Annotated in this window: 15 protein-coding genes; 9 read left to right on the top strand and 6 right to left on the bottom strand. The window is 61.0% G+C overall.

Annotated elements, in window-relative coordinates; genetic code table 11:
* Positions 1-495 (bottom strand): iron-sulfur cluster assembly scaffold protein, encoded by a 495-nt coding sequence (locus VFO29_02340; GenBank protein HET9392353.1) that lies wholly within the window; start codon positions 493-495, stop codon positions 1-3.
* A complete protein-coding gene (locus VFO29_02335; GenBank protein ID HET9392352.1) occupies positions 492-1,118 on the bottom strand; it encodes a helix-turn-helix domain-containing protein in 627 nt (208 codons plus the stop codon). Before VFO29_02335 ends, VFO29_02340 begins: the two co-directional genes overlap by 4 nt.
* 132 nt (positions 1,119-1,250) lie before the next feature.
* On the opposite strand from VFO29_02335, the gene sufC reads away from it, so the two are divergent.
* The 4 genes from sufC to VFO29_02315 are packed head-to-tail and all read left to right on the top strand — an operon-like array spanning position 1,251 to position 4,822.
* Positions 1,251-2,021, top strand: coding sequence for a Fe-S cluster assembly ATPase SufC (gene sufC, locus VFO29_02330; protein ID HET9392351.1), 771 nt, complete (start codon positions 1,251-1,253; stop codon positions 2,019-2,021).
* On the top strand, positions 2,014-3,189 hold the full coding sequence (gene sufD / locus VFO29_02325) for a Fe-S cluster assembly protein SufD (protein HET9392350.1): 1,176 nt from the start codon (positions 2,014-2,016) through the stop codon (positions 3,187-3,189). Before sufC ends, sufD begins: the two co-directional genes overlap by 8 nt.
* Entirely contained in the window at positions 3,186-4,427 is a 1,242-nt protein-coding gene (locus VFO29_02320) for a SufS family cysteine desulfurase (protein HET9392349.1), read from the top strand. The genes sufD and VFO29_02320 overlap by 4 nt, the downstream gene beginning before the upstream one ends.
* 2 nt (positions 4,428-4,429) lie before the next feature.
* The gene (locus VFO29_02315; protein HET9392348.1) at positions 4,430-4,822 is read left to right on the top strand and encodes an SUF system NifU family Fe-S cluster assembly protein; all 393 of its coding nucleotides are present in this window, start codon (positions 4,430-4,432) and stop codon (positions 4,820-4,822) included.
* On the opposite strand, the gene VFO29_02310 is transcribed toward VFO29_02315, so the two are convergent.
* Positions 4,823-5,596 carry a hypothetical protein gene (locus tag VFO29_02310; GenBank protein HET9392347.1) on the bottom strand — a complete coding sequence of 258 codons (774 nt, stop codon included), beginning with the start codon at positions 5,594-5,596 and terminating at the stop codon, positions 4,823-4,825.
* A 59-nt stretch (positions 5,597-5,655) separates the two neighbouring features.
* On the opposite strand from VFO29_02310, the gene VFO29_02305 reads away from it, so the two are divergent.
* The gene (locus VFO29_02305; GenBank protein HET9392346.1) at positions 5,656-5,991 is read left to right on the top strand and encodes a hypothetical protein; all 336 of its coding nucleotides are present in this window, start codon (positions 5,656-5,658) and stop codon (positions 5,989-5,991) included.
* Here VFO29_02305 and VFO29_02300 read toward each other — a convergent pair.
* Entirely contained in the window at positions 5,935-7,218 is a 1,284-nt protein-coding gene (locus tag VFO29_02300) for a glycoside hydrolase family 125 protein (GenBank protein ID HET9392345.1), read from the bottom strand. The two genes, VFO29_02305 and VFO29_02300, sit on opposite strands and share 57 nt — an antisense overlap.
* A 101-nt stretch (positions 7,219-7,319) precedes the next feature.
* Between VFO29_02300 and VFO29_02295 the strand changes: the two genes are divergently transcribed.
* The gene (locus tag VFO29_02295; protein HET9392344.1) at positions 7,320-8,093 is read left to right on the top strand and encodes a hypothetical protein; all 774 of its coding nucleotides are present in this window, start codon (positions 7,320-7,322) and stop codon (positions 8,091-8,093) included.
* A gap of 199 nt (positions 8,094-8,292) precedes the next feature.
* Here the strand turns inward: VFO29_02295 and VFO29_02290 are convergent, their stop codons facing one another.
* Both VFO29_02290 and VFO29_02285 read right to left on the bottom strand, forming a co-directional pair.
* Positions 8,293-8,892 carry a hypothetical protein gene (locus VFO29_02290; GenBank protein HET9392343.1) on the bottom strand — a complete coding sequence of 200 codons (600 nt, stop codon included), beginning with the start codon at positions 8,890-8,892 and terminating at the stop codon, positions 8,293-8,295.
* 160 nt (positions 8,893-9,052) lie between these two features.
* Entirely contained in the window at positions 9,053-9,397 is a 345-nt protein-coding gene (locus VFO29_02285) for a hypothetical protein (GenBank protein ID HET9392342.1), read from the bottom strand.
* 195 nt (positions 9,398-9,592) lie between these two features.
* Between VFO29_02285 and VFO29_02280 the strand changes: the two genes are divergently transcribed.
* The 3 genes from VFO29_02280 (at position 9,593) to pcp (ending at position 11,852) form a co-directional block, all read left to right on the top strand.
* Positions 9,593-10,249, top strand: coding sequence for a sigma-70 family RNA polymerase sigma factor (locus VFO29_02280; GenBank protein ID HET9392341.1), 657 nt, complete (start codon positions 9,593-9,595; stop codon positions 10,247-10,249).
* On the top strand, positions 10,236-10,973 hold the full coding sequence (locus VFO29_02275) for an MGMT family protein (GenBank protein ID HET9392340.1): 738 nt from the start codon (positions 10,236-10,238) through the stop codon (positions 10,971-10,973). Before VFO29_02280 ends, VFO29_02275 begins: the two co-directional genes overlap by 14 nt.
* 213 nt (positions 10,974-11,186) lie before the next feature.
* Entirely contained in the window at positions 11,187-11,852 is a 666-nt protein-coding gene (gene pcp / locus VFO29_02270; protein HET9392339.1) for a pyroglutamyl-peptidase I, read from the top strand.
* The last annotated feature ends 47 nt before the right edge of the window (positions 11,853-11,899 follow it).

Genomic DNA, 11,899 nt, shown 5'->3' with positions numbered 1-11,899 from the left:
TTAGTGCAGTTTGATTAGGAGCTTGCCGTCGTCGGACGGTTTGGCCGGCGTCGGCACCGTTTCCGCAACGGGCTGAACCGGACGCTCGGGCGCGGGCATCGCGCCGTAATCGGGAACAGCTCCTGAGGCGACCTTCGCCTTGTAGTCGTCAATCGCAACGTGCAGCGCTTCAAGCGCGCGTTGCGGGTAGTCTTTCTTCTTCTCCGGATAGCCGTCAAGGGCGCGTTCGACGTCGGCTTCCTTTAATGCAGCGGCTTCCTCGATCGTCTTGCCTTTGGCAAGATCGACGACGATGCTGCAGGTGGCCGTACCAAAACCGCATCCGGTCGTGAAGTACGACATGTCCTCGATCACCGCACCCGGGCCGACCTTCAGAAAGAAATTGTACATGTCGCCGCAGGAGTCACTGAAGTACTCACCGCTGGCGGTGGGGTTCTCCATCGTGCGGAATCCGGTGCGCTCTTCGACCAGCTGCTGAAATTTTGGAAAATTCATGCCTTCAGCTCAAACTTACATTCGCTGCCGCCGGTTGCAAGGGACTCGGTCTGGACGTGCGTCCCGCCGATCGTTTGCTCGAGCACCTGGTGAATCACCGAGCAGACCTCCGGATTGTCCTTGGCGACGGCCGAGTACGGGCAATTGTGCTCGTGCAGTTCGAATCCGCCGTCGATCAGATTGTAGTCCGCGACCACGCCGCCTTCGCGCAGAACCTCAGTCAGTTGGCCGAGTTTGCCCTCGGTGTCGCTAGCCGTCACGCGCGCACGCGCTTTGGCGACCGTACGCTTGGAGATGCCGTCAAAGACCGCCGCCACGCCGCTCTCGCCATATTGGGCGCGCACCTCGCGTAAAACCGCGCCGAGCATCTTGTCGTAGTGATGCGGGAAAAGTTTTTCGCCTTCAGGGGTCAGTGAAAACTCGTGCGTCGGCTTGGTCGGGCCGCGCCGCACGGATTGCTCGACGACCAGGCCGTCGCGTTCGAGCACGACCAGCTGCTGCCGGATCGCATTGGGCGACAGTCCGAAGACTTTGGCCAAATCGACGGCAGAGGCGGATTTGCTCCGGCGCAGTTCTTCAACGATGCGCCCGCGAGGGGTCTGAAAGAAGCGGTCGGCCTGCATATTCTGCCTCGAATGCTAGCACGAAATACGCAGATAGTCCAGGTTTTCCTTGACTTTCCCTACCTCGGCCCGTAGGATTGTAAAGGCGGCATTTGGGCCGCATTTCCGGATTTACTACATAAGGAGCCGAGCGTGTCCGAGCGGGGCCTACGTATTCACCAGCTGCGCGCCAGTGCGGGCGGCACAAACATTCTCAAAGGCATCGACCTGACGGTCGAACCCGGCCGCGTGCACGCGCTCATGGGTCCGAATGGCAGCGGCAAGTCAACGCTCGCCTTCTCGCTGACCGGCCACCCAGGCTTTAAAGTTGAAAGCGGTTCCGTCACGCTGGACGGCACTGACATGCTGGCGCTCCCGCCCGACAAACGCGCCAAAGCCGGCCTCTTTCTTTCGTTCCAATATCCGGCCGCGATCCCAGGCGTGAAGGTCGCAAACTTTTTGTTCGCGGCGCGACAGGCGCTGCATCCGGGCGATCTCCCGCCCGCCAAATTCCGCGCATTGCTGCTGGAAAAAATGGATCTGCTCGACATGGATCCGAGTTTTATGGGCCGCTACCTGAACGACGGTTTTTCCGGCGGTGAGAAAAAGCGCCTCGAGATGCTGCAGCTCGCGATGCTTTCGCCCAAATATGCGGTCCTGGATGAAACCGATTCCGGACTCGACGTGGACGCGCTGCGCGCGGTCGGCGAGTCGGTGAACGCCATGCGCGCCAGCGAGCAAAGCAAGGACATGGGTTTTCTCATCATCACGCACTATCCGCGCATCTTGCAATACGTCAAAGCCGACGTCGTGCACATTATGATCGACGGCCGCATCGTCAAGGAAGGCGACGCGGAACTGGCGCAGCGCATCGAGCGCGAAGGCTACGACACCATTCGCGAGGAGATCGCGCAGATTGCCTAGCACGCTCGAGCGCCTCGCGGTGCCGAAGAACCTCGACGAATCGATTTTAAGTCACGCCCGCCGGCAAGAGCTGCTGGATCGGGCTTTCGAACTGCGCTCCGGGCGCGAGCGTCCGGGACAATTCTGGAAGATCGATCTCGACGCGCTGGATTTCTCAGCGCAGGCCATCGCGGCGCCGTCCAGCCCGCGCATTAGCGACCCCGGAAAGCCCGGCGTCATCGCCTGCGATCTCGCGACTGCGGCGCAAAAACATCCGCAGCTCTTTTCGCGCGCTTTTGGAAGCGCGGTAGGCGCGTTGAACTCCAAGTTTGCAGCGCTGGCTGCCGCGCTGTGCAATGCCGGCGCCTTCATTTATATTCCGGCCGATCTCGCCGTTGACGAGCCCATCGAAGTCACGTACGCAACCCAAGACGGTGCGCTCTTTCCGTGTACGCTCGTGCTGCTCGAACGCGGCTCGCACTGCACCATCATCGAACGGATCGAAGGCCAGGAGCGCGCAGCCGTCTGCGGCATTGCCGAGATCGTGTGCGCGGAGAACGCTTCGGTCACGTATGCCGCCGAGCAGACGCTGCCGCCGGACGCACAATCCATCTTCACGCGAGTTGCAGCGCCGGGCAAAGATGCATCCGTAACCTGGTGCGTGGCCGAGCTCGGCTCGGCGCTTGCCGTTACATCGGTGGACGTGCTGATCGACAACCCCGGCGTCCAAGCGCAATTCAACGGTTTCTTCTTCCCCAGCGGCGACCAGCACGTCGATCTCGTTTCGACGATCCGGCATAACGTCGGCGAATCGCAATCCGAGACGCTGATTAAATCGGCCGCCACGGGCCGCGGGCAAGGACGTTACGTCGGCAACATTCGCATCGCGCCGCACGCTCAGGGCACCGCGGCTTCGCTGCGCGACGACGCGCTGCTGCTCTCCCGCAAAGCGCACATCGACTCCGTGCCGGCGCTCGAGATCGGCGCCAACGACGTCAAAGCATTTCACGGTGCCACGATCGGCGCGCTCGACGAGAACGTGATCTTCTATATGGAAAGCCGCGGCATCGCCCGCGATGCGGCCGAAAAGATGGTTGCGCTCGGATTCTTCGAGCCCGTGCTGGAGCGCTTCCCGACGACTGCGCTGCGCGATCGCTTGCGCGCTGCGTTGGAAGCGAAGATCGCATGATCGCCGCCGATCCCAAAGTCGATCGCATCATTGCCGACTTCCCGATCCTGCAGCGCCCCACGTCGCGCGGCAAACGGCTGGTCTACCTTGACTCGGCCGCGACCTCGCAGAAGCCGCAAGTCGTCATCGATGCGCTGGTCGAGTACTACTCGCAATACAACGCCAACATTCACCGCGGCGTCTACGAAATTGCCGAACGGGCGACCGCGGAGTTCGAGAAGGCGCGCGAGACCGTCGCTTCATTCTTCAACGCGCGAACGCAAGAGATTATCTGGACCCGCAACACGACCGAAGCCATCAATCTCGTGTCGCACTCTTGGGGACTCACCAATATCAAGCGCGGCGACGCGATTCTGGTGACGCAACTCGAACATCATTCGAACCTCGTGCCGTGGCAGCTCCTCGCGGAAAAAACCGGAGCCGAGTTGCGGTTCATTCCGGTCGACGACCGCGGCCTGCACGTGCTCGACGATCTCGACGCGCTGCTCGACGGCTGCAAACTCGTCGCCCTTTCGCAGGTCAGCAATTCGCTCGGTACGATCGCCCCGCTGGACATCATCATTCCGCGCGCGCATGCCGCCGGAGCACTCGTGATGGTTGACGGCGCGCAGGCTGCGCCGAACATGCCCGTCGACTTCAAAGCGCTTGATGCTGACTTCTACGCCTTAAGCGCACACAAGATGTGCGGGCCGACAGGCATCGGCGTGCTCTACGGCAAGCGCGAGGTGCTCGAAGCCATGCCGCCGTTTTTGACCGGCGGCGACATGATTCGCAAAGTCGAGTATGCCAAGTCAACGTTCAACGATCTGCCATGGAAGTTCGAAGCCGGTACGAGCAACGTCGCGGACGCGATCGCTTTTGCGGCGGCCCTCGGCTATCTCAAAGGCATCGGTATGGACTGGGTGCGCGACCACGAGCGCGGCCTGGTCGCCTACGCTTTGGATCGCCTGCACACGCTCGAGTCACGCGGCTTGACGATCTACGGCCCGCAGGATCCCGATCGCATCGGCGATGTCATCTCGTTCAATTTCGGCGACGTGCATCCGCACGATCTCGCCTCGATCCTCGATACCGAGGGCGTCGCCATCCGCGCCGGACACCACTGCACGATGCCGCTCATGGAAAAGATGGGCTGGCCGGCGACGGCGCGCGCCTCGTTCTACATCTACAACACCGAGGCGGATGTCGACGCATTGGTCGCCGGCATCGAAAAAGCCGCCAACGTCTTCAAGATTTAATCTTGGACGACTTCTACCGCGACTATATCCTCGACCACTACCGGAATCCGCGCAATTTCGGCAAGCTCGATCGCGTGGACGCATCGGCCGAAGATCTCAACCCGCTCTGCGGCGATCAAATCCGCATGGAACTCAAACTGAACAACCGCGGCCTGGTGGACGACGTAAAGTTCTCGGGCAAGGGCTGCGCGATCAGCCAAGCCTCAGCGTCCATGCTGACCGAATCCATCAAAGGCAAATCGTTGTCGGAGATCGCCAAGCTTCCAAAGGAAGCCGTGCTGGAAAATGTCGGCATCGGCATCAGCCCGACGCGCATGAAGTGTGCGATGTTGGGATTGAAGGTCTTAAAGAGTGCCGCGATTGGCGAATTGGCCGCCTGGCCGGACGAAAACTAACTACAGCTTCGTAACGCTCTTCTGTAGAATCTTATAGCCGTCGGCGGTCGATGAGACGTTGAACGTTTCCTGATACGTTCCGCGCGTCGTCTGCATCTGAACCGCGACCACATAGCTTCCGTCGGCTTCGCGCGCCGAGTTCATGCTCAAAATGCGCGTATTCGCATCGATAAAGCCTTCGTCCGGCGCACCGTTCCCCAAATAAGACGCCGCGGTCTGCGGATCGCCGCTGCGCAGCGCTTCGATGTAGGAGCGCACGGCGACTTCGGCCGCATTTGATGGCGCGCGGACCGGAGGCGGCGAGGCCGTTCGTACCGGCGTCGGCTCGGGGCGCCGAATAACCGGTATCGTGCGCCGCGGCGGCGTCGGCGCGACGGTCGGGCGAATCGCGGGCGTAATCGTAGCGCGCGGTTTTGGCGAAGTCGTCGGACGCGGTGACGGCGACGACGTCGGGGATGGCGATGCGGACGGCGTAGCTTTCGCTGTCGCCGTAGCTTTTGGTTTTGGTGTGGCGCTCGGTGAGCTTGTGGGCGACGGCGCCGGTGTGGGCGCTTGCGTCGGTGATGCCGTCGGCGACGCCGCGACTTGCCCCGCGGGATTCTGTTTCTTTGGCGCGTTGGCGAATCGCGCCAGCGCCATGCCTAAAAACCAGCCGGCGATAACGACGACGATCGCCGCGACGATCGTAATCAGCCAGCCGTTGCCGCCGCCCGACGAACGCCGCGAATCAGACGGAGTCAGCCGCCGACGCCGGCCGAGATCGTCGCCATTCACACTAAAATGATTATCCTCCGAAGCAGGCAGGTCCTCGGAACTGCGTGAAGATTATGCGCGTGATTACGGTGCGCGTGCCCGTCGATCTCCACGCAGTCGCTCGCAGCGGCTGCAGCGCGTTTGCTACCGCCACTCCGTTGCGTTTGTACCACCTGCTCTCGCTCGCCGTCAGAGAAGTGCTCGGCGCGCGCGTACCCGCCGAACATTTCTCGCGCAGTTTGCGCGCGACGCTGGCGGGCTTGCGTGCAGGACGTTTTACGGTTGATGTGGACGGACGAACGTTTGAAGACCCCGACGAAGTCGTCGTGTGCCGCGCAACCGCGCGCGTGCGGTTCTTCTTAACGCGCGAGCGACTCGAGTACAGCCGGCAGACGGCCCTGGCGCGAGAGCATTAGCTGCGCGAAGAGCGCATTCGGCCAAGCAAAGTCATCTCGCGTATACGATTCCGGCCAGTCGGCATTGAACGACTCGTGCAAGCGGTGATCCCCCGTATCTGAAGCCGCAATATAGCCCATCACGCGATCGATCTCGGTGCGATCGGTAGAGGTAATCGCCTCCATCACCAGCGACAAGGGCCAGATGTACCCGTGGGGTGTATGCGGGCTGCCGATTCCGGCTGCATATTTGCCGCTGAAGTAATACGGGTTGCGCGACGAAAGGACGAACTTGCGCGTGGCCTGGTAAACCGGGTCGTGGGCGCTCACATAGCCGAAATACGGCGCCGAAAGCAGTGAGGGGACGTTCGCGTCATCCATGAGGTTCGCGTGGCCGAATCCGTCGATCTCGTATGCATAGATCCGCCCGAACCCCGGCTGGTTGATCAGCGCATAGTGCTCGATGCCCAGACGAATCTGCACGGCCAGACCCCAGGCCTCTTGCGCCATCATGTTGTCGTGGTAGACGTTCTTTTCGATATCGGTCAACTGCCGCAGCACGACCACCGCGAACATGTTGTCGGGAATGTTGTATTGATACCGCGCGGCATCGTCGGACGGACGGAACGCGGTCCAGACCAGACCCGTGTAGGCGACGCGCGTGCCGAGGCCGCCGTTGGCCAGCTCTTGGTGCCGGTAGTGAGACCGCGCCGTGTGATGCTGCTCCAGCCGGAGGGTGCGCACGGCTCTGGTGATCGCGCGCTGCAGCTCGGGCGTGAAGATCGAACGGTCGCCGGTCGTTTTCCAGTAAGCGTACGCCAGACGAATCGGATAGAGGAGCGAGTCCATCTCGAACTTGCGCTCGCCGATTTGGTAGTCTCGCGTGAAGGCGTTCGCGTAGGGATCGATCAGGATGTACTTCGCTTGCCGGGCAATCGCGCCGCGCAGCATGCTGCGAACGTACGAATCTGTACCAGCCAGCCCAATGTACGGCGTCATCACGGCGCTCGAATCACGCAGCCATTCCCCGTCGATGTCGCCCGTCGAAACAAACGTCGTGCCGTCGGACTCCATCGTCGCGTGTCGGCTGTACGCTTCGTCGTAGGCGCGTTGATAGATCCGCTGGAGCGTCACCGCAACCGCCGCCGATGCGTTAGGTATTTCAACAGTGGGAGACGCGCTTGCCCGTCCCTGCGGCGCCAAGCCGAGGATTAAAGCCCAGGCCGCAGCAACGCAAGCGCCTTTCACGTACTGGAGCTTACCCAAAAACCCACCTTCAGACGTTTTAATTTCACGTCTTTATTGGCATAATAAGTTCAGCGAATTGCCCCAAACTCCCTAGAACGACCATGAAAGCGAGTTCGCCCATCACCCGTCACTACCGCAGCGTCGGTCTCGGCCTGGCAGTGGCGCTCGTGATTGCTCTGCCGGCCAACGCAGATCAGCGCTACGCGGTCACCGGAAACGACCGCTACCGGATTGGCTCCGCGGACCTTCAGACCCACATCTCCTATATCGGCACGCAGCAGCTGACGGTTAGACGCGCAGGGAGCCGGACGCAGTTCAAGGCCGATGCCAAGTACGTCCGCGTCGACGAGAGCGGGAGCGTTCCGGTACACGCAACGTTCGCCCAGATCATGACGCCGCAAGGCGAGTTGCAAGATCTCAGCAACGGGGATCCGGACTATCTGACCGTCCTAAATCAGCCCTTCGCGATCGAGTTAGACCAGCAAACCTTGCGCGACCTGACGCGGCTAAACGGCCGCGTGCCCTTCGAATTTCCGGCACCCGTTATGGGTGGCACGTTACACGGCTACCTGCAGCGCGGCGGCAACAGTCTGGTCGCCGCCCAGCCAGCACTGGCAGTTAACTTTGACGCAACCGGACCGATGTCGGGCCCGCTGCCCGATCGCACTGCGATGACTATGCGCGGAACCATGCGCATGCGCGGCACAGCCTACTACGCGTTGCAAGGCGCGCCCATTCTCCTCGCTTTGCAAGAAACGCTTACAATTTCCGGAACGCTGCAAACCGGGGGCCGACGCTCGCCGGTAACGATCACCTACGAGCGCTCGATCAAAGCCGAGCCGCTACCTTCGTCGACCGAAGCCGACTCCCACTAACACTCGTGCGCGTGTGCGGCATTTAGGCGTCATGGCGCGCTCCAATGTGTCGTGGCGAGCCCAATGTGTCATGGTGAGCCCAATGTGTCATGGTGAGCCTGTCGAACCACGACCGAGCAGCGCGCTGTAGGCGCGCGTGACGAGGTCCGCGCGAGAAGCAGGACCGCCAAGTTTCACTGGGGCCCCGCCAATCGAACTCCTAAATGGGCAGTGGATCGAAAAGCAATTTCTGCATGAACGGTCTTGGAGTTCGAGAAACAAACCGTTTTGGCGCCTTTTCAATCATTCTACGGAGATCCTGAAATAGCTTTGCTGCTGCCGGGTCAATTAGGTCAGGCAGATTGGTGTTGTAAATCATTACTCTGGTTACAACCGCGCAACGTTTTACAGAAATAACGGCTTGGGACGAATCCGTGGGCATTAGATCCATCGGCGCGACACCAAAAAACCGATCCTTGCGCAGAAGTTCCTGGACGCTTGAGAGTGAGACCTCGATTTTATACGTTCCAATCTGACCGTCCAAGTCATATTGTACGTAGTCATTCAGAAGTTGCATCTGCTTGCCGTTTGGGCCCGAAAGCTCCCAAACAACCGCGTAGAATGACGAGCAATCGAATCTTGAAACGGTCATGGCGTTGCGTCGCAACGGATGGAGCGTGCTGCCGCAGCCATTTTGATTAAACATCACCGCCTGAATGTCCCTATAATCCGGCGGCAGACCCGAACCGCACTTGGCTGATGCCGCTGCTCCTATAGAAAATGCCAACGTGAGGGCTAAACTGGCGATTCTTAGTTGCATGAAATCCAAGCGCCCTCTCGGAAGGCTTCGTGACGGCGGCGCAACTGGCAACCACGCTGCCCTGCGGGTCTCGACTACGCTCGACCGCCCTTCGACTTCGCATTTCGCCAAGGCGAAATGCTACGCTCAGGATGACACTACTTCAAACGAAAGCGCGAACTTAGACGGCCGCTAGCAACTCCACTGTCATCGGGTGCGTAAACGGCACTTCGCGCATGTGCACGAGCGGCGTGAACGCTAGATGGTTTTGGTGACAGTCGATGAGCATCTCGATTCCGCGTTTAACGGAGCCGGTCTCTTCAATATATTTGTTGAGCTTCTTGACGATGTATCCGCACGGGTCGCGCAAGACTTTCGCGTAGTACGGATCGTCGGTGAGGCCTTGGCAGCTCACGCCTTCTTTGGGGACGAGCCACACGAACCACGGGTCTTCGTTTTTTCGGTAGCCGATCAGGACCAAAGGTACGGCTCGCGAGGAGTCGAGCGCCGGGAGGAAACTGCACATCGTATATGCATCGAATGAAACTTCCCGTGGCTCGATCGCTTCCATCAATCTCTCCCCCAACAAGCAAAAACCGCTCGCCGCGACACGCGACGAACGGTTAAGTTTTCTCTATGAACGCTTGAGGCGCCATGGCGGACGGGTTCGCCCAGCCCTATGTGAAACCTTCGCGGCAGGCCGCGGTGTTGGGACGCGTATATGAGCGCTCTCGCCCCGCTCCTGAGGGAGTACTACGTGCCGCCTCCGGCACAGAAAAAGGCGATCAAGCGCGTCGGCGCCCCGGGCACCGACCGTTTCGACACCATCGTTGACGAATACGAGCGCCGGCTCTACGGCTTCGCCTTGCGCATGACGGGCAATCGCGAAGACGCCGAAGAGATCGTGCAAGACGCGTTCGTCCGAGCGTACCGCGCCCTCGCGAAGATGTCGCCCGAACAGCGCGCCGAGCTGCGCCTGCAGCCCTGGCTGTACACGATTACCCTCAACGTCACTCGCAACCGGCTACGCGGAAAGCGGCCAACCAACGTCGCGCTCGACGCGCTGGCCGACCCCGACGCGCTGCTGCGCGGGTCGCGCCACGACGGGCCGGCCCAACCTGAGAACATCCTCGAGCGAAACGCCGACATGGCGCTGGTCGAGCGAGCGCTCCTCCAGCTCCCGATGCACCTGCGCGCCGCGGCCACGCTGCGGTTCATCGAAGGCCGCAGCCATCCGGAGATCGCCGAAATCCTCAACCAGCCGATTGGAACCGTGAAATCGCACGTGCATCGTGCCGTGCGCATTCTTCGGCGTATCCTCGGCCCGCAAATCGGCAGAGCCGTGCCGGAAGGAGACACTGTCCATGCGATGTCGTGAAGTTGAAGCGCTGTGGGACGATATCCGTGAGGGTATGCCACCGATGCGCGCCGCCGTCCACGATCATCTGCGCGCTTGCCAGCGATGCCAAGACCTCTACGAACAATACGAAGGCGTCGCGTACTGCCTCTCCTGTCTGCCCCAACCCGAGCCCTCGTGCAATCTAGCGAAGCGCGTAATCGAACACATCGCGACGCTGCAAAACAAGTACCGCAGCGATCCAATCATGCTGACCTGGGTGAACACGCGCATCGGCCGCGTCTACGTCGGCTACAAAGGGACGCGCATCGCCTTCATCGGCCTCGATCGAGGCGAAGGTCCCGAAAAAGTGCGCGAGCAGATCGAGCGCCGGCTGCACCGCCACGTCGATCAGGGGCAGACGCCGGACTGGCTGCGGAAGATTTTTGACGATTACTTCAAGACGTGGCACGTGGACGAAGACAAGATGGACATCAGCGATCTGACGCCCTTCGAGCAAGAAGCGCTCAAAGCTGCCTACAGCATCCCGCCCGGACAGGTTCGTTCCTACGCTTGGGTTGCGCAAGCGATTGGGCGGCCGAAGGCTGCGCGCGCGGTCGGCCAGGTTATGGCGCGCAATCCGCTGCCGCTCTTCTTCCCCTGCCATCGCGTCGTGGACTCGACCGGCGCGCTGCACAATTACGGCTACGGGATCGAGATGAAGGCGCGCTTGCTCACGATGGAGGGCTATCGCCCGCAGCGCTGAACGTCGATCAGCAAATTAGTCCGCAAGTTCCCTCAGATTACAGACCAGCGAGGGCTAACAGCCGGACGGAGGAGGTGGTCATCGTAAGCATCGATTGTAATAGGTTTTCTAAAGTTACGATGAACGGAGGTGCCGCCCCGTAAGGCGGCAATCACATGCCACTAATCCAGCCGGCTCAAGGAGCCGGCTTTTTTTCACCTAACCTTTTTAACGGTGTCTAATCCGGTTCTGGTAACGGGGTTCGAAGCGTTCGGCGGCAGGGACGTCAACCCGAGCGAACTCGTCGCACGCAGTCTCGAAGGGCGCCTCATCGCGGGGCGTCGCGTCGTCGTACGGATCTTTCCGGTCGAAACCTCGGGCGTCCCCGAGCGTCTGCAGCAAGCGATCGACGAAGAGCACCCGGACTTGGTCCTCTGTACGGGTCTGGCGCCGGGCCAGACCGCGGTCTCGCTGGAGCGCGTGGCGGTCAATATGCTCGACTTCGAGCATCCCGACAACGCCGGCGTCGTCCGCAAGAACGAACCGATCCTGCGCGGTGGCCCCGATGCGCGGCTCTCGCCCATGCCGATTGCCGAAATCGTCGACGCCTGGCAGCGCAACGGCGTCCCCGGTTATGTGTCGAACTCAGCCGGAACATTCTTGTGCAACCAAACCTTGTATGAAGCGCTGGGCATCGCCGAGTCGGTTTCTCCCCCGGTGACGGCGGGCTTTATTCACCTGCCCTATCTGCCGGAGCAAGCCATTGAGGCCGGAGCGGGAAATAGCCCATCGATGTCCCTGGAATTGATGAAACACGCCGTCGAACTGGCGATCGCCGCAACGGTCCCATGGATCGAAAGGCGCAACGCCGGCAGGCAAGCTGCGGCGGCCGGAGTCTAAGGAGCAGCATCTGAGCGACCCACGTACCGCCGCCATCCCCGACGTCC

It is taken from the genome of Candidatus Rubrimentiphilum sp., from assembly GCA_035710515.1.
In the GTDB taxonomy this organism is placed as follows: domain Bacteria; phylum Vulcanimicrobiota; class Vulcanimicrobiia; order Vulcanimicrobiales; family Vulcanimicrobiaceae; genus Rubrimentiphilum.
The sequence above is the reverse complement of the archived record's forward strand: the minus strand, read 5'-3'. Positions and strand labels throughout refer to the sequence as shown.